The organism is Paenibacillus konkukensis (assembly GCF_023523925.1).
GTDB classification, from domain to species: Bacteria; Bacillota; Bacilli; order Paenibacillales; family NBRC-103111; genus Paenibacillus_S; species Paenibacillus_S doosanensis.
Window position 1 is genome coordinate 3055024 of the sequence record NZ_CP027059.1, and the last position, 17931, is coordinate 3072954.

16 protein-coding genes are annotated in these 17931 nt (G+C 56.9%); 8 read left to right on the forward strand and 8 right to left on the reverse strand.

Features of this window, described 5'->3' with window-relative positions; translation table 11 throughout:
• Window positions 1-28: 28 nt before the first annotated feature.
• Window positions 29-208, forward strand: coding sequence for a hypothetical protein (locus SK3146_RS13045; RefSeq protein ID WP_249865448.1), 180 nt, complete (start codon window positions 29-31; stop codon window positions 206-208).
• A gap of 47 nt (window positions 209-255) precedes the next feature.
• Window positions 256-432, forward strand: coding sequence for a hypothetical protein (locus SK3146_RS13050; RefSeq protein WP_249865449.1), 177 nt, complete (start codon window positions 256-258; stop codon window positions 430-432).
• Window positions 433-853: 421 nt separating this feature from the next.
• On the opposite strand, the gene SK3146_RS13055 is transcribed toward SK3146_RS13050, so the two are convergent.
• From SK3146_RS13055 to SK3146_RS13075, 5 genes are all read right to left on the reverse strand, one after another.
• Window positions 854-1927 carry a lactonase family protein gene (locus tag SK3146_RS13055; protein WP_249865450.1) on the reverse strand — a complete coding sequence of 358 codons (1074 nt, stop codon included), beginning with the start codon at window positions 1925-1927 and terminating at the stop codon, window positions 854-856.
• A 48-nt stretch (window positions 1928-1975) separates the two neighbouring features.
• The gene (locus SK3146_RS13060; RefSeq protein ID WP_249865451.1) at window positions 1976-2776 is read right to left on the reverse strand and encodes a polysaccharide deacetylase family protein; all 801 of its coding nucleotides are present in this window, start codon (window positions 2774-2776) and stop codon (window positions 1976-1978) included.
• Window positions 2777-2889: 113 nt separating this feature from the next.
• Window positions 2890-3765, reverse strand: coding sequence for a sugar phosphate isomerase/epimerase family protein (locus SK3146_RS13065; RefSeq protein ID WP_249865452.1), 876 nt, complete (start codon window positions 3763-3765; stop codon window positions 2890-2892).
• A 56-nt stretch (window positions 3766-3821) separates the two neighbouring features.
• A complete protein-coding gene (locus SK3146_RS13070; RefSeq protein ID WP_249865453.1) occupies window positions 3822-4694 on the reverse strand; it encodes a carbohydrate ABC transporter permease in 873 nt (290 codons plus the stop codon).
• Between the two features lie 18 nt (window positions 4695-4712).
• The gene (locus tag SK3146_RS13075) at window positions 4713-5588 is read right to left on the reverse strand and encodes a carbohydrate ABC transporter permease (RefSeq protein WP_249865454.1); all 876 of its coding nucleotides are present in this window, start codon (window positions 5586-5588) and stop codon (window positions 4713-4715) included.
• Window positions 5589-5997: 409 nt separating this feature from the next.
• Between SK3146_RS13075 and SK3146_RS13080 the strand changes: the two genes are divergently transcribed.
• The gene (locus SK3146_RS13080) at window positions 5998-7242 is read left to right on the forward strand and encodes an IS110 family RNA-guided transposase (protein ID WP_249860219.1); all 1245 of its coding nucleotides are present in this window, start codon (window positions 5998-6000) and stop codon (window positions 7240-7242) included.
• Window positions 7243-7564: 322 nt separating this feature from the next.
• On the opposite strand, the gene SK3146_RS13085 is transcribed toward SK3146_RS13080, so the two are convergent.
• From SK3146_RS13085 to SK3146_RS13095, 3 genes are all read right to left on the reverse strand, one after another.
• Complete coding sequence (locus tag SK3146_RS13085; protein WP_249866284.1) at window positions 7565-8869, reverse strand: extracellular solute-binding protein; 1305 nt, start codon at window positions 8867-8869, stop codon at window positions 7565-7567.
• A gap of 135 nt (window positions 8870-9004) precedes the next feature.
• Window positions 9005-10600 (reverse strand): response regulator transcription factor, encoded by a 1596-nt coding sequence (locus tag SK3146_RS13090; protein WP_249865455.1) that lies wholly within the window; start codon window positions 10598-10600, stop codon window positions 9005-9007.
• The gene (locus SK3146_RS13095) at window positions 10597-12363 is read right to left on the reverse strand and encodes a cache domain-containing sensor histidine kinase (protein ID WP_249865456.1); all 1767 of its coding nucleotides are present in this window, start codon (window positions 12361-12363) and stop codon (window positions 10597-10599) included. Before SK3146_RS13095 ends, SK3146_RS13090 begins: the two co-directional genes overlap by 4 nt.
• Window positions 12364-12570: 207 nt before the next feature.
• Here SK3146_RS13095 and SK3146_RS13100 point away from each other — a divergent pair, with 207 nt between their 5' ends.
• From SK3146_RS13100 to SK3146_RS13120, 5 genes are all read left to right on the forward strand, one after another.
• On the forward strand, window positions 12571-13236 hold the full coding sequence (locus tag SK3146_RS13100) for a helix-turn-helix transcriptional regulator (protein ID WP_249865457.1): 666 nt from the start codon (window positions 12571-12573) through the stop codon (window positions 13234-13236).
• Window positions 13237-13250: 14 nt separating this feature from the next.
• Window positions 13251-14357 carry an alanine racemase gene (locus SK3146_RS13105; protein ID WP_249866285.1) on the forward strand — a complete coding sequence of 369 codons (1107 nt, stop codon included), beginning with the start codon at window positions 13251-13253 and terminating at the stop codon, window positions 14355-14357.
• Window positions 14358-14425: 68 nt separating this feature from the next.
• A complete protein-coding gene (locus tag SK3146_RS13110; protein ID WP_249865458.1) occupies window positions 14426-16030 on the forward strand; it encodes an N-acyl-D-amino-acid deacylase family protein in 1605 nt (534 codons plus the stop codon).
• A 139-nt stretch (window positions 16031-16169) separates the two neighbouring features.
• Entirely contained in the window at window positions 16170-16634 is a 465-nt protein-coding gene (locus SK3146_RS13115) for a RidA family protein (protein ID WP_249865459.1), read from the forward strand.
• 94 nt (window positions 16635-16728) lie between these two features.
• Window positions 16729-17853: a GNAT family N-acetyltransferase gene (locus SK3146_RS13120; RefSeq protein ID WP_249865460.1), complete on the forward strand. Its 1125-nt coding sequence runs from the start codon at window positions 16729-16731 to the stop codon at window positions 17851-17853.
• The last annotated feature ends 78 nt before the right edge of the window (window positions 17854-17931 follow it).

The window sequence follows — 17931 nt, forward strand, 5'->3', positions numbered from 1 at the left end:
CATAAAAACGCAAAGACGAGGTGGAACCATGATCAGCCGATTCATCGCGTTTCTCAAAGATTATTTCCTGCCTAACCAACTGGATAATCCCTTTCATTATTACGATGAATATGGGCACTATTCCTACTATAGAATCGCCGAGCAAGACTATGATCCGATTCAAGACGACCCCGGCACCGAATTTCAATTGTACCGCGGCGGAAGATAAATTCCGGTCTGATCCGTTCCGCGCGTTCAAACCGTCAGGAGATGACTATGGATATCGATCAATTGCTGGAGAAGTTGTTTCAATCCGCCGAGGATCGGCACGAGTGGACCGTCACGCCGTTCGGCAGCACGTATATCGTGGAACCCGTCCGCCGCTCGGCGAACGCCGTGGAACTTGCGGAGGAAGCTTTGCCGTCTTCGCCGAATGAGATACCGCCGCAATAAACAAAGAGCCGCGACGACCAAACCAAAATGGAAAATCGGCAGCCATCCCAAACGGACACCGCAGCCGCTATTTTTGCCAAAATCGGCTTATCGGATTTCTAATGGACAATTAGTCCCAATAAGCGCTGCGATGACCGCCAGCATTTGAAATCGGCGGATTGCGACAGCTTAAGCATCCTCTATGTCCGTTAGCGCTTGTAAAAGTAAACGGCCCTGCTCCGTATGGAGAGGGCCGTTTTTCCAGTCTCGAAAAGCGAGGCGTTCCAACTCTCTATCGACTCTCCGGCCCCTTGCTCACCGCGCTTTTAAGGAGTCTGTCCGACGGAGTTACTTTTGTGCATATCCTATTTTGCCGCTAACGCTGCATGACCGCTGTCATTTTGATTATATTTACCTTCTGCGCGGTTCATCGGACAGACTCTTACGGCAGCCGGTAAAAACGTACGCAGGTCGGCTGCGGAAGCGAAATGGACTGTCCGTTCGGCGTCAAGCGGCCGCTATCGCGATCGACCTTGAAGACGACGACCGAATCGGAGTCCTTGTTGGCTGCAAGCAAGTAGCCGCCGCTTGGCGTCAAGCTGAAATGCCGCGGATGCGCGCCGCCGGTCGAGATCGTCTGCACAGCGCTTAAGACGCCGCTCTCCGGATCGACAGCGAACACCGCGAGGCTGTCATGTCCGCGGTTCGAGCCGTACAGGTACGAGCCGCAGGGCGAAATCTGAACTTCCGCGCAAATGCTCTCGCCCGCGAAATCATCCGGCAGCGTGGAAATCGTCTGCACCGGCTGCAGCTTGCCCGCGTCCCCGTCGTAGACGAACGCGGTCACTGTAGAGCTCAGCTCGTTGATGACATAGGCGTGTCTGCCGTTCGGATGAAAGGCGAAATGGCGCGGGCCCGAGCCCGGCTCCATCGCAACCTCGTCATGCGGATGCAGCTTGCCCTGTTCGCGGTCCAGCCGGTATACCACGATCTTGTCCATCCCCAGATCCGGTACGATGACGAACCGGTCGGACGGATCGGTATAAACCGAATGCGGATGCGCGCTGTCCTGGCGCTTCGCTACAACGCTGGAGCCCTCATGACGCGCCTTGTCGGCAAGCTGGCCGACCTCGCCGTTGCCCTGCACAGGGAACAGATTGACGGTCCCTTCCGAATAACTGACGGTAAGCGCAAACTGCTCCGCGTGATCCAGGTTAATATGCGTCGCCGATTTGTCCAGCGACAGCGCTTGTCCGGCCGGGGCCAGCGTGCCCGTTGCCGGATCGATGCGGAACGTAAGCACCGCTCCGCTGTCCTGGCCTTCATCCGCCTGCGTATACGAGTACAGCAGCCCCTGCCGCTGGCTTACAGCCATAAACGTCGGGTTGATCAGCCCCGGAATCGCATCGACCGCCGACAGCGTCCCTTCTTGCTCGTCCCAGGCATAAACATGAATGCCCGGTGCTTGTTTGCCGGCGTAAGAGCCGAAATATGCTATCATTTTACCCGTTTCCATAGCTTCCTCTCCTGTCCGGTTTCCAAATATACCTTATTGTACCCGCCTCTACTTCAATTCAACCTGCTTGCCTCCGCCAATCTCAACGACGGTGCCGTCCACGCTGATCCAAACGGACTGCGCCGACGGATTGTATACGAATTCGCTGGAAGCGGCAAATTGCAGCCGGCGGAACGCCTTGAAATAATCGACGATTTCGATATTGGTCGCATACCAAATATCGTCCCGTTTCCCGATAAACTCGCAGAAGCCTTCGATCAAATCCCAGTTATTGTCGGTGTCGAACTCATAGCTGTGTCCCCAAACATACATTAAGTACAAGTACTGCTGTTTATGTAATTGCGTGAAGCTTTCGGCCAATTCCATTAAATTCCGCTTGTGATGGCAGGTCGCCTTCCACTCCATCCAATCGTCCGGCAAACCGAAGCCTCCGGTAGCTTCAACCACTCTGGAATATTCAATGCCGAGGTGCGGCAGCATCTCCTTGATTTGACGGTTGAACGAGCCGTTAGGATAAGACATGCCGCGAACCGTATAACCGGCGACTTTCTCCAGCGCCTTCCGGTCTTCGACAATCTCTTCAAGCAGCTGCTCCCGCGGCGATCTGACGATCGTCGGATGCGTCACGGTATGCGCGGATATTTCGTGCCCCCGGTACAGCTCGGCCGCTTCCTCTTGTCCAATCCGGTCGCCGGTTCCCATCAGACCGGAGTTCAAGTGAAACGTCCCTTTGATCCCGTGATCGTTAAATATGCGCACCAGCCTGCGGTCGGCGGCTCTCCCGTCGTCGTAGCTCATCGTCAGCGCTTTGAACTTCCCTTCCGGGTAGGTCATCAAAATTTTGGACATAACAGCCTCCTGCTAATAGATATAGGATGATTCGCCATAGCTATCTATTAGTTTACCATTGAACAAGCAGCGGTGAAATATGGGAATTTCATGGAGTCGTTCGCAACTTTTCCTTACTTGTATCTCCGGATGAATTCGACCGCCTTGCGGATATCCTCCTCCGGCCGGTCGCCGACCTCGCGTTCGATCGTCAAATAGCCTTGGTAGCCGATCTCCTGCAGCGCGGCGAAATACGCGTCGAACGGCACCTTGCCTTCGCCGAGCGGCACCTCCTTGAAAATTTCGCCGGAGGATACCATCTGCGCGATTTTCCCGTGATCCATCGGCTCGAAGCCGAGCGCGCCGTACACTTCCCGCGGATCGACCTCGCGGTAACGAATGCCGTCCTTCACATGCGTATGGACGATGTAGTCCTTCAGCAGGCGGACGCCCTGCACCGGGTCGTCGCCCGTCACCATCACCATGTTGGCCGGATCGAAGTTGACCGAGACGCCGTTCGTGCTAAGCGTATCAAGGAACCGCTTCAGATGCGCGGCGGGCTCCGGCCCGGTTTCGATCGCGAAGTAGGCGTTCAGGCTTTTGGCATACTGCCCGAGCTCCTCACAGGCCGCCTGCATGCTGTGATACACTTCGCCGTTCTCGTCCTCCGGCACGATGCCGATATGCGTCGTGACGATGCTCGTGCCCAGATCCAGCGCCAGATCGAGAATCCGCTTCGACTTCTCGACTTTGGCCGCGTTGGCGGTTTTGTCCTGGAAGCCGTGCCCGCCCAAGTCTCCGCACAGCGCGGAAATGTCCAGGCCCAGCGAGGCGATAAACGCTTTCAGCTCCTTGCGGGCCGAAGGCGTCAGCGCGGCCGGGTCCATCTCCCCGCTCACCGCGTAAATCTGCACCCCGTCGGCGCCGACCTCCTTGGCTTTTTTCAAGCCTTCCCGCACTCCTATGCCGAAGCTGTCGACGATCACGCCGATGCGATTGGTCAATGCCATCTTTCATCCTCCTCGATTTTTGAGATTGCAATCTCAGTTTTCCTGCTGATTCCATTTTACCCTTTTACCGCCCCCGCCGTCATCCCCTTCATAATTTGCTCCTGAAACAGCAGGAAGACGATAATCGTCGGCAGCACCGCGATGGACAAGGCGGCCATCGTCAGCTTATAATCGGTCGCATAGCCGGTGGCGAAGACGGAGAGACTGAGCGGCAGCGTCTTGAGCGCAGGCTTGCTGATGAAAACCAATGCGAAGGCAAAGTCGTTCCAGAAGCGGAGAAAAGCCAGAATCGCGACCGTAGACAGAGCCGGAATGCTGAGCGGCAGCATGATCCGGACGAAGATGCCCCAATATCCCGTTCCGTCCATCAGCGCCGCTTCCTCGATTTCCTTCGGCACCGAGGTTAAGTAGGCGGCGGCGACGAAAATCGCCAGCGGCAGCTCGAACGCCGTATAAGGCAGGATGAGCGCTCCGTACGTGTCCAGCAGGCCGACTTTTTTCATAATAATGAACAGCGGCACCAGCGTGCTATGAATCGGAATTAGCATGCCAAGCAAAAACAAACCCATCATCATCGGCTTCAGCTTGAACTCGAACCGGGCCAGCGCATAGGCGGCCAAAGCGCCGAGAATGAGCGTCAGCGCCAACGATACGACCGTCACGATCGTCGAATTGACGAGCGAGACGCCCATCGCCGACACTTTCCAAGCCCGGCCGAAATTATCCCAATGCCACTCGGCAGGCAGCGCAAAGGGCTGCGAATAAAACTCCTCGTTGGACTTGAATGCGCTCATAAACAGCCAGATGAGCGGATAGAGCGTGCCCAAAGCATAAAGCGCAAGCAGCGCGTTGATCAGACCCCGCGTCCATGCCGCGCTCTTTTTTCCCTGAGGGAAGGCGGTCGTCTTTATTTGGTAAGCCTGTTCCATCGGATTCCCCCCTAGTCGTTAGCGAACTTCGCGCTTCATTAAATATTGGCTGCCCGCAATAAGGAGCATGCTCAAAATAATAATTGCCGTCGACACCGCGCTGCCGTAGCCGTAGCGGAATACGTTGAACGTGTTGTTGTACATGTACGAAGCGAGCAGCTCTGTAGAATGGGCGGGGCCTCCGCCGGTCATAACGTAGATGAGGTCGAACGCCTTCAAGCTGCCGGAAATGCACAGCACGACGGCAACCTTGATCGTATCCCAGATCATCGGCAAGGTGATGACAAACAGCTTGCGCACCGGTCCGACGCCGTCGATCTGCGAAGCGTCGTCGATTTCCGGGGAAATGTTTTGCAGCGCCGCGATAAACATAATCATGTAAGGCCCGATATAATTCCAGATAATCGGCACCATCAGCGCATACATCGAAATTTTCGGATCGGAGAGCCACGCTTTTTTCCAGGAAGCCAGCCCCATGTTATCGAGTAAAAAGTTCAAAATCCCGATTTGCGGATGATAAATATAGCCCCAGATAATCCCGACCACGACCGACGAAAGAACCATCGGCATAAAGACCGAGGCGCGGATAATTCTTTGAAACAGCGTGCTTTTCATCAGCAGCACGGCGAGTATCAGGGCGATAGGCACCTGTCCGAATACCGAGGCGGCGACGATGAGCATGTTGTTTTTGAACGATTTCCAGAATATCGGGTCTTTCACGACCTCCGCATAGTTATCGAATCCGATGAAAGTTGCCGCGCCGATCCCCTTCCAATCGAAGAAACCATAGTATGCCGACCAAAATACCGGTATGATGACAAAAAAGGCGTACAGCAGAAAAGCCGGAAGCAGAGCTACGGTGATGAAGCCCCGTATGCGTGCCGTCGTTGTCATGATGTTCCCTCCTCGTATAGTATTTCTAGAACCAAGTTTTAAGCCGATTTCCAGTTCCCATGGGAACTGGCCGCAAACTTTTCGATTTCCAGTAAATCGCACCTTGAAAATTGCAAAAGGGACTGGACTTTCCCGCATGCCTCTGGACAATAGATCATAGGGATCTATCGGGGAAATTCTTTCTCCTCCTGTAGCACGTCTACATTTCTAAGTCTGTTTCTCCGGTACGCGTCTGAGCTTCTGACCCGCTGGCCGTTCCCTTCGGCACCCCATGCCTGGCCTAGCAAGCCAGGGCAGCTCATGGACCGAAGCGTGTTCTTATAGGCGAGGGTGATTGATCTGCGCGTGCGCCGGAGGCATCCCGGAGAGTCTATTCCCTGCATCCCTCATCGAAAGGAGGAAATTCCATTTGACGCTTTTTGTCGGTATTGACGTCAGTTCGAAAGAACTGGAAACGTGTTTCATGAACACAGACGGGGATAAGCTCGAGACCCTCACAGTGAAAAACAATCTGGAGGGGGCTGCTCATCTGCGAGATCGCATCGTTGCCCTAGCGGACAAGCACGCGGTCTCCGAGATTCACATTGGGCTTGAATCGACCTCGGTCTACAGCTGGCATCCCGCCATGTACCTGCATAGTGACCCTACACTCCAGGAGCGCCATACCAAGGTCTTTACCATGAATCCAAAGTTGGTCAGCAAGTTCCGGGAAACCTATCCCGACCTGAATAAAACCGACCGGCTTGATGCCTGGGTGATTGCGGACCGTCTGCGCTTCGGGCGGCTGACAACCACCATTGTCATGCAGGAGCAGTATGTTGCGCTCCAGCGTTTAACGCGCATGCGGTTTCACTTGATCCATAACCTGACGCGCGAGAAACAGTACTTCTTGCAAAACCTGTTCTACAAGTGCAATGCCTTCACGACCGAAGTCGAGAGCTCGGTGTTCGGCCATGCCATCCTTGAGATGCTCTCCGAAAAGTACAGTCTGGACGACATCGCGACGATGGATGTCGGCGATCTGGCCGACTACTTGCGGGACAAGGGGCGCAATCGCTTCCCGGATCCCGAGAACGTCGCGCGCTGCATTCAGAAAGCGGCCAGAGCCTCTTACCGGCTGTCCAAAGTCGTCGAGGATTCCATTGATCTTGTGCTGGGTACATCCATTCAAGCAATCCGGAGCATCCAGGCTCAGCTCAAGGATTTGGACAAGGCGATTGAGCAAATTCTCGAGACGATCCCTGGCTCCCTGTGCCTGCGTTCTGTTCCCGGCATTGATCGCGTCTATGCCGCTGGCATCCTTGCCGAGATCGGTGACATCGAGCGCTTTAGCGACCAAGCCGCTGTCGCCAAGTATGCTGGCCTCACCTGGCGCAAGAGCCAGTCTGGCGCCTTTGAAGCCGAAGACACCAAACGGATTAAATCCGGCAACCGATTCCTTCGCTATTACCTCGTTGAAGCTGCCAACTCGGTAAAGAACCGCGATGAAGAATTCGGCGAGTACTACCGGAAGAAATACAAGGAAGTGCCCAAGCACCAACATAAACGCGCCCTCGTCTTAACCGCAAGAAAGCTTGTGCGTCTGGTCGATGTGCTGCTACGCAACGGCCAACTCTATACGCCACGGAAGAAGGTGACGCCTGCGAAGGATTAACGCCTCCTTTGCTAAAGTCCCTGGCATAATTCCCAGTTAAAATCTGGATATTATCTCGATTTTTCGCTGGGTTTAGTTTGAGCTGTCCTTTTTTCGGCACTCCCAGCTGTTACAGCCAAGAAAATTTCCAATTCCACCGATTCGGGGACTTGACATCATACCGCTGGACTTAAAAGCTTTGCCTTAGGCAGAGCATTCTTTCAACATGAGCAAGGTTCGCTTTATCACTTCAACGCTTTATCTTAACAAATAGAACGGACAGGGTTAAAAAGCAATTCCAGTCTCTGTCACAAGACTGGAACCGCCGTACCGCTATGCTTTTTTACTTGATTCCGAGCGATTTCGCCTGCGCATCCTGAATTTTCTTCGCGATATCGTCCGGTTTGCCGCCCATAAGCAGCTCCTGCAGTCCGTTATTCACGACATCGCTCGCCGCGGAGCTGAGCACGCCGTCGTATACAGGCGTCCGCTTCACCTTCCCGAGCATTTCATGCACTTGCGCGAACAGAGAAGACACCTTCGTTTTGTCCAGCTCGACTTTGTAGCTGACGAGTTGGTTGCTTTCAAGCGTAGCCTTTTGCGCCGCCGGGCCGGACAACGCGTAGATCAATTCATACGCGGCGTCTTTGGCCGCTCCGCCCGTTTTCTTGCTCATGCCGAGGCCCGTGCCGACGACGCCGGACAGCGAGTTCGGATCGCCCTTGCCGCCGGGTACGGATGGGAGCACCGTGACGCCCATATTGTCCAAGGCTTCCTTGGACGCGCTGGCCGCAAGATTCGTCAGCGCCCAGCCGCCGTCGATCATCATCGCCGCTTTGCCCTGCGCGAACATTTGCTCCATTTGCGTATTGTCGATACTGTTGAAGCCTTCCTGGAAGGCGCCCGCTTTACCGAGCTGCTGCAGATAAGTCAGCGCCTGGATAAATTCAGGATCGGTGAATTTCGCGCCCTTCTGGTTCGCTGCGTTCAAGAACCATTCCGAGCCGGTGACGCGATCCGCCAAAGAGCTTAAAATGCTCGATTGAGCCAGCCAGGCCGCCTTATTGCCGAGCGCGATCGGGGTGATGTTATTCTTTTTGAACGTGTCGACGAGGCTCATCAGCTCATCCCATGTTTTCGGCGGCTTTACGCCGTATTTATCGAAGATCGATTTGTTATAGTACAAAATCGAGGTCGGCGACAGTCCCATAGGGGCGCTGTACGTTTTGCCGTCGATCGTGAAATCGTCAAACGAGTTCGGGAGAAAGCCGTTCTTCCAATCCGGTTTGCTGTCCAGCAAGCCGTTGATCGGCTGCAGCAGGTCGCCCCCGACGAATTCCTTGGTCATGGCGCCAGGCCACATGACGAACAGATCGGGCATTTCGTTGGCTGCGGCAACCGTTTTCAAACGGGCTTTATAGCCGTCGGGCGGAATCCCTTGAATATCAAGGTCGACATTCGGATGATCCTTTTGGAACTGCTCCATGATCGCCCGCATATTTTTGGCACGAAGATCGTCCCCCGTATAGTTATGCCACAGAGAAAGCTTTACCTTTTGTCCGGCTTTGTCGTTATTGCCGCCGTCTCCCGCCGCCTTGCCGTCCGTGCCGCCGCTGGAACCGCAACCGGCCAGCAAAGCCGTCGTCATTACCGCAGTCAGCGCAATGGTCGTTATCTTTTTCAATCGCTGCACCCTCCTCGTTATCTCTTCACATGTTCAAGTATAGAGGACAGCCGCAGGCTGCAAAAAGGGAGAGACTTCGGCGCCAGGGGGGGAATTTTTTCAGTCTTTCGACGATTGGCGAAATTCCGAAGGCGTCTGCCCGGTATGCTTTTTAAACTGCTGGCTGAAATATTTGATATCCTCGTAGCCGACGAGGCCGGCGACTTCGCTGATCTTGGCCTGCGTGCCCTGCAAAATGTCGGCGGCCCGCCGCATCCGCTCCTGCGTCACGAACTCGATATAGTTAAGGCCGGTTTCCCGCTTGAACACCTCGCTGAAATGATTCGGGTTCAAATGGACGAATTTCGCCACCTGCTGAAGCGATAAATGCTGATCGAGATTCGCTTGAATATATGCGATCGATTTTTGAATATATGGGAACCTGTTATCCGCCATCGCATCGTGAAACGACGACATAATCGAGTTCAACTGGCGGAACACTTCCTCCTCCGGCTGGTCGGCCAGCTCGAACGTCATCGTATGCGCTTCTCCCGGAGCCGTCTGCTCCCGAAGCTTCGCATTCCCGGCGATGCCCGCGTCAGCCGCGCCTTCTCTAACCCGGTCCAGCCACCGGTGCCCGGACCAGACGATAGACTGCAAATATGCCTGCACCGACGCGGCCGTAGCCGAAGGCTCCTCCATCCGGGCGCGCACCTTCTGATTGACCCAGTGACGCAGCTCCGGCGGATGATTGCTCATCAGAATGGCGGACAGCTCCGCCTCCTCCTTTTGCGAGCAAACCGTTCTTCCGCCTTGACGGTCCTTGACGTCGTCCATCGCGAACAACCCGCGGGCAGCGACCAGCCCCCGAAAGGAGAAAACATACTCCGCCTCGCCGCAGGACAGCTTCAAGCCGTCGTAGCTGTCCACCGCACGGCCGAGCGCGGCGAAGACCGCGCACTTGAGCGTCTGCTCCACCCGCTGCAGCGCCTGCTTCAGCGCCCCGTCATCGCTCATGCCTTCGGGGCCGCGTACGACGAGCAGCAGCCGGTCATGCTTCAGCAGCGTAACGGCGGGCAGCAGCTCGAACAGCATATTCTCCGCGGCGCCGAGCAGCAGCCTGGCGAGCGGCTCATCCCCCCAACCCGAAGCGGAGACCATCAGGACCGACATCGGGGACATAGCCGCAGCGTCCGGCTGTACGCCGTTTTGGGCGAACCACAGCTTCAGCTGCTCCTGAACCGAAGACGGCTCTTGTCCCAAACCCTGTGTAACGAGCCGCTCCAGCAGCTGATTGCGAAGCGCCGCCGTCTGGAAATTTTCCTGCTTGAGCGCCTCCCATTTCTCCAGAATGCGCTGCTTCGCCTTCATCGCCGCCTTAATAATTTCCTCCGGACGGCTCGTCTTAAGCAAATAATCGGTCACGCCCTCCCGCAGCGCCTGCTGCGCATAAGCGAAATCGTCATAGCCGGTTAAAATGACAATTTCCGTATCCGGCAGCAGCTTCTTCACTTCGCGCGCCAGCTCGATCCCGTCTTTCCCCGACATCCGGATATCGGTAAGCAAAATATGGGGCTTCTCCGCCGGAATACGGGCGAGCGCCTCCTCTGCGGACGAAGCCGGAGGCAGCAGCTCCAGCCCGAGCTCCTTCCAGTCGATCACCGTGCACAGTCCGGTCCGAATGATCACTTCGTCGTCTACAATCAATATCCTCATATCGGTTCCCCCGCTATCGGTATGGTGAATGAAATAATCGTGCCTTTCCCCGGCTCGCTCTCGATCGTTAGCCCTGCTTCGGGCCCGTAATGGAGCAGCAGCCTCTGATGCACGTTGCGCAGTCCGTAGCCGCCTCTCGGCTGAACCGCCGGCGTTCGCGCTTCCTCCATGGTCAGGTTGCGCCGCACTTCCCGCAGCTTCCCCGGATCGATTCCGATCCCCGTGTCCTCGACGATAAACTTCATGCGCGCCGCGCCGGACAGCTCTCCGTGAACGTAGACATAGCCTTTGCTCTGCTTTTTCTGAATGCCGTGAATGACGCTGTTCTCGATTAACGGCTGAAGCAGCAGCTTGAGCATCGGAATCGGCAGCATCGCCGGATCGATATAAAATTCAATGTGGAACTGCTCGGGAAAACGAATCGATTGAATATAAGCGTAATTTTGCGCATGGGCCACCTCCTGCTGAACGGGGCAAAACTCCTCGCCTTTGTTCAGGCTGAATCTGAGAAAATCGCTGAGCGCCCCGACCATCTCGGCGATCTGGCGGTCCTTGTTCATCAGCGCGATCCAATGGATCGAAGACAGCGTATTGTACAGAAAATGCGGATTGATCTGCGCCTGCAGCGCCTGAATGTCCGCTTCCTTCTTCATCGCCTCGTTCTTCTGCACCTGCTCCTTCAAGCGCTGGATTCGGTCGCTCAGCTTATTGTAGCTGCGCAGCAGCAGCCCTACTTCATCCGTGCTCCGCACCTCGAAATGAGGAATCGGCTCATCCGGATTGATGTCCTTCATGTTTTGCGTCAGACGGGTCAGCGGCCTCGTCACCCATTGCAGGAAGTACAGCGCCAGTCCTGCGGCCAAAATCAAGCCGAGCCCTACCGCCGAAGCGGTGACCATCAGGACGTAGCCGTTCTGCTTCGTATAAATTTGCGTCGGAATGAAACCGACCAGCTTCCAGCCGAGACCGGGAATCGTGTAATACAAAATCGTCTTCTGTTCCTTGCCGCCGTAATTGAGAATTCCGCTGTCCCCTTCCATCGACCCGATATCGGGAAAAATATCCGCTACCGGACGATTCAGCCACTGCGGCTGGCCGGAGGACAGAATCTCGTCCCGGGAATCCAGCAGCAGGACGAACCCGCTCTCCTCCCAACCCGCTTCCGCCAAGTAACGGGCGATTTCTTCCTCGTCGACGCTGATCGAGATCGTTCCGAGCGGCTTGAAATTGTTGTAGCTGCGCACCGGGCGCACGAGAGAGAATACCTTCTTCAGACCGTCGGTCGTCTGATTCTCGTAGAGCGGCGACCACCATTTTACGCTGCTGCGGTACGTCTCTTCATTTTGCTTCAGCACATCCGGAAGGCCGGAGCGAAGCACCGTCGTATTCGACAACGGCGGTCTGCCGCTATCGTTCGTAATCGTAATGTTCGATATATACTTTTTGGAAAAAGCCAGATTCGTCAAAAATCCTACGTTAGTCATGAAGCGGAGCACGTCTTCCTTGTCATCGTCCAAGTAAGCCTGAATATCCCGCTGCCCGATAATGAACAAGGACATCGTCTCCACGTCCTGAATAATAAATTCCAGTTTGCCCGCGATTTGCCTAAGCGTATTCATCCCCGACTGCTTCGCTTTATCCTCGGTAATCGAGGAGGCGATTTTGTACGAGATTCCTCCGGTTAACAGGAGCGGCAGCAAAATGGCGAACAACAAAAACAAAGACAGCTTGCGTTTCAACGACTTACCGAACCACCGCTTCATAGCAGGTTCCCCCATCAACCGTGAATTGTTACCGGTCGCAATCGTCCATAACCCCGTGCGTCCGTTCATTTTGCAAGCGGTAACAATATTATACTAACATACTTTTTTTCTTTCGAACAAACTTTTTGTTTGACATTTCAATCCGTTATGATACTATCGGTTTCAAGAAGATTTCGAAGCTATAGCGAGAGGAGGATAAGCAATCCCATGGAGCACATCCGCGACGAATCCGAGCTTCTAAACAGTCTGGTCAAAGGCATCGCCGCCCAGTTCGGCGACAACTGCGAGGTGGTGCTGCACGATCTGACCGGATCGTACGAGAGCACGATTACCGCCATCGAGAACGGCCACATTACAGGAAGAAAAATCGGCGATCCGGGCACCAACCTCGGTCTGGAGCTGCTGCGGGGCAACCATGTCGACGGCAATAAATTCAATTACGTCACGCAAACCAAGGACGGCCGTATTTTACGTTCTACCTCCATTTACATGAAAAATAACGAAGGTAAAACCATCGGCGCACTGTGCATCAATTTCGACATCACCGAGCTGATGGTAGCGGAGAAGACGCTGCATTCCTTAACCAGCACGGGCCTGCAGCCGGAGGTCAAAGAATCGTTCGTCAGCAACGTCAGCGATCTGCTCGACGCCTTGATTCAGGAAGCCCAGGAGCAGGTCGGCAAGCCGGTCGCCGTAATGGCCAAGGAAGACAAGATGAAGATGATTCAGCTGTTGGACCGCAAAGGGGCGTTTCTGATCAAAAAAGGCGGCGAAAAAATTTGCAGCTATTTGAATATTTCCAAATATACGCTGTACAACTATTTGGAGGAAGGCAAGTCATTATCCGAAGCGGAAGGGGATGAAGACGCTTGACCGACAGCAAACCGATGTCCGGCATGCCGGAAACGCCCTGCGTCATTATCGACGCGGAGCGAATGAACCGCAATATTCAAACGATGGCGGAGGTGGCCCGCAAGCATAACGTCCGGCTTCGGCCCCATGCCAAAACGCATAAAATTCCCGATGTAGCCAAGCTGCAATTGGAGGCCGGAGCGGTCGGCATCACCGTCGCCAAAGTATCGGAAGCCGAGGTGATGGCGGAGCACGGCATCGCGGATATTTTCATCGCTTATCCGCTCGTTGCCCCCGGCAAAATCGAACGCGCCGCGGCGCTCAGCCGACGCATCCGGCTGATCCTGGGGGTCGACAGCGACGAAGGCGCGGCCCGCATGAACGAAACTGCCGGGAGGCTGGGCGTTCAGCTTACAGTACGGCTCGAAATCGATACGGGCCTGCGCCGCAGCGGCGTTCCATATGACGATGCCGCCGCTCTGGCGGCCCGTATCCATGCGCTGGAGCATCTGAAGCTGACCGGCATTTATACGTTCCGCGGCGCGCTGCTGCAGCAGAGGCCGACGCTGGACTTGGCCGACGCCGGCGAAGAGGAAGGCCGCATCATGGTTCAGCTCGCCGAACGGATGCGCGCTCAAGGCATCCCCATCGCCGACGTCAGCGTCGGATCGACGCCTACGGGCGCATATGCCGCAGCCGTCGAAGGCGTGACGGAAATTCGTCCCGGCACCTATGTATACCAGGACAGAATGCAGGCCCGCTTCGGCGTCTGCGGCCTGGAGGATTGCGCGGGCAGCGTGCTCGTCACCGTCGTCAGCCGTCCCTCCCCCGATCTCGCCGTCATCGACGGCGGCAGCAAGACGTTCGCCACCGACGTACAGCCGAATTCGGCGCCGCTGATGCTCGAAGGCTTCGGCCATGTCGTAGGCTACGAGGATGCGGTATTGGAGCGGATGTCCGAGGAGCACGGCATGCTTCGGCTCGGGCCGGAAGCGCAGCGGAAGGGGCTTAAGGTCGGCGACCGGATATCCGTTATTCCAAACCATATATGCAGCACGGTCAATTTGCATAATCGGGTATTGTTTCGCCAGGGCGACGTGCTGGAGCCGAAACGGGTTGCCGGCCGGGGAATGCTCGAATAAAGGGAATGCCGCAGCGATTATGCAAACGGTTTCAATGACGTCACATGAAAAACGGGAGGTTTAACCGCATGATCGATCTCGTATTGAAAAACGGACGCATCGTCGACGGCACCGGCAATCCGTGGTTTATCGGAGATGTCGGGATCAAGGACGGGCGCATCGCCGCCGTGGGGCGGCTCGACCAAGAGGCGCGAGAGACCGTCGAAGTCCACCGTCAAGTCATTGCGCCGGGATTTATCGACGGCCACTGCCATTCCGATCTGATGATATTCGATCATCCGCTAAGCGAAATTAAAATCCGCCAGGGCGTCACCACGGAAGTGGTCGGCAACTGCGGCCTCGCCCCCGCCCCGTTCGTCAAAGACCAGGCGGAGCTATTGCAAAGCTACGTGCAGCCCGTGCTCGGCAAAACCTCCTGGGAGTGGCCCTGGGAGACGGTCGAGCAGTATATGGAATCGCTCGCCCGCTCGAATCCGTCGGAGAATCTCGCCACCTACGTAGCGCATGGCGCGCTTCGCATCGCCGTAATGGGCTTCGCCAACCGCCCGGCCACCCGGCAAGAGCTGCAGCGGATGAAGCAAATGCTGGAGCAGGGTCTTCAAGCCGGAGCGATCGGCTTCTCCATCGGCCTGCTGTATGCGCCCGGCAGCTACACCTCCAAGGAAGAGCTTGCCGAGCTGTGCTCCGTGCTGCCCCGGTATAACGGGCTGTTCTCCACCCATATCCGCGGCGAGGGCAATAATCTGATCCCTTCCGTGAAGGAAGTGATCTGGATTGCCGAAAAAGCGGGCGTCTCCCTGCACATCAGCCATTTGAAGGCGGCCGGCAAAATCAACTGGGGCAAGGTGCTTGAGGCGATGGAGTTAATCGAAGATGCGCGCTCCCGAGGACTCGACGTCACCTGCGATGTATACCCTTACAATGCCGGTTCCACGACGCTCACGACCGTTCTCCCTCCATGGGCCGTCGAAGGCGGCATCGAATGCGTGCTGGAGCGGTTCCGGGACGCCGCATTGCGCAAGCGGATTCGCGAGGAGCTTGGCCGGGAACAGGACGATTGGGATAATCTGGTCTGCTCGACAGGCTGGCAGAGCGTTTACATCTCCGCCGTGCATACGGAAGCGAACCGCCATCTGGAGGGCAAGCATATCGCCGCGATCAGCGAGGAACGCGGCCTGCATCCGGCCGACTGCATGATGGACCTATTGCTTGAGGAGGACGGGCGAATTTCCATCGTCTACTTCCACATGTCCGATGAAGACGTCAAGCAGGTCGTCGGCTACGAGCGGTCGCTGATCGCCTCGGACAGCCTGACCTGCGAAACCGGCAAGCCGCATCCCCGGCTGTACGGCACCTTCCCTCGCGTCTTCGCCAAGTATGTCCGCGAAGACAAGGTGCTTACGCTGGAGCAAGCGGTGCGCAAGCTGACGAGCTTTCCTGTGCAGCGGTTCAAGCTCGGCAAGCGCGGTCTGCTCGTGCCCGGCTATGCCGCCGACGTGACCGTATTCGATCCGGAGACGATCCGTGATCTTGCGACCTTTGACGAGCCGCGACAGTATCCGGCCGGCATTTCCCATGTCGTTGTCGGCGGCAAGCCGACGCTGCTCGCCGAACGCCACACCCAAGCCCGCGAAGGCGTCTTGATCCGGGCGCACCACTGCTGCCGTCATTAATTTTACGGCACGAGCGAAGGCGGCCGTTTCCGCATCGCAGAACGCCGGGGGGGAACCCGCTGCTTTGCAGCTCCCGTCCCCATCGCTTCGGCCGCTGAGAAATCGCAACATCACTAAACCCTTATTCGGAGGTATTTATATGAGCCAAATCGAACAAAGACTGCATGAGCTCGGCATCGCGCTTCCGCCGTCGCCCGAACCCCGCTTCACCTATGTTCCTTGCAGCCGCACCGGCAATCTGATCTATTTGTCCGGACAAGATTGCCGTATTAACGGCGAGCTGATGTACGCAGGCAAGGTCGGCGGCGAGCTGACGATCGAGCAGGGCCAGGAAGCGGCACGGCAGGTCATTATCAACTGCCTCGCCGTCATGAAAGGCTATCTTGGCGACCTTGACCGCGTCGTACAAATCGTCAAGCTGCTCGGCTTCGTCAACAGCGCTCCCGGCTTCGCCGATCAGCCTTACGTCATGAACGGCGCATCCGATCTGCTGGTGGAAGTGTTCGGGGAACGCGGCAAGCACGCCCGCTCCGCGATCGGCGCCAGCGACCTGCCTTTCCATACGCCGGTCGAAATCGAAATCATTGCCGAAATCCGCGACTAGGCGGCCATTATCGCATCCCTAGAATGACGCCTTCACCGATTGTCGCTTTAAGATAGTTCACTGTCTGTTCATTTTCCTTTAGGAGGCGTTATTATTGGAATTTCGACTCGTACGCAATGAAGAGCTGCAGCAAGCCGTTCATCTGGCGGACAGCATCTTCCGCGATGCCGAGCAATCGTCGATGGGAACCGCTTTTCCGCTTATTTTCTCGCCGGGACAAAGCCACTCCTACGGCGCTTTTGCAGACGGCAAGCTGGTCAGCTTCATGGGCTTCGTTCCTTTCGTACTCCGTGTGGGCGCGGCGCGGCTGAACGTCTTCTCCGTCGGCTCGGTCTGCACCGATCCGGACTACCGCGGCCAAGGCACCGCGGGCCGCCTGCTGGAGCTGTGCAAGCGGCATGCCGATCAGGCCGGCGCTTCGCTGATCTTCGTCTCGGGCGACCGGTCGCTCTATACGCGGGCGCACTGCTATCACTTCGGCCGCACGGAGCGGTTTACGCTGGACGCCGCCGGCGCCGCCCGGCTCCGCGCGCGAACCGCGGCGCATAGCGGCCGCGAGATTCGCCCGTACGCGCCGCAGGACGCGTTCGCACTGCATGCAGCCGCGGACGCCCGCGAAGTCGCGTTCGCGCATAGCGTCACCGAGCTGCAGCGGCTGCTCGGCGCGCAGGCCCACGCCAGCTGCGCGAAGCTGGCGCACGAGGCGCTCGTCGCCGCTCCGGCGGGCGGCGGCGTCGACAGCTTCGCTGTGATCGAGGCCCCCGGCCGCTATCACAGCAAGAGGCATCCGGCCGCCGTCGAGTGGGGCGGCCCGGCGGAAGCCGTCGCGGCGCTGCTCGCCGACGCGGTGGAGCGCTTCAACCTCGCGGAGCTGACGGTTGCGGTAGGTTGGCACGAGCGCGAGCTCGCGCTGCTGCTGCGCGAAGCAGGCGTGCCGTCTGCGCCGGCGGCGAACAGCGGCACCGTGTTCGTCGTCAGCGCAGCGCGCCTGCTGGAGCAAGCGGCCCCTTATCTTCGCGCGGCCGGCGGGATTATCCCTGCTGTCGGCGAGCAGCAGGAGGATGGCTGCACCGTTGCCGCAGAGGGCGGCGGCAGCGTGCGCTTATCGGCAGGGGAGCTCGTCTCCCTGCTGTTCGATCCCTCATCGGAGCAGGCCGCAAGCCTGCCCGGCTGGACCGCGATTCCGCTGCCTTCTCTCAGCGGACTCAGCTATACTTAAGACCGCTTCCGGCGCAAGCGATCGGATCGTATTGTCTCCGGGCACTTCTTCACCATGCGGTGAAAAAGTCCCTGTTAT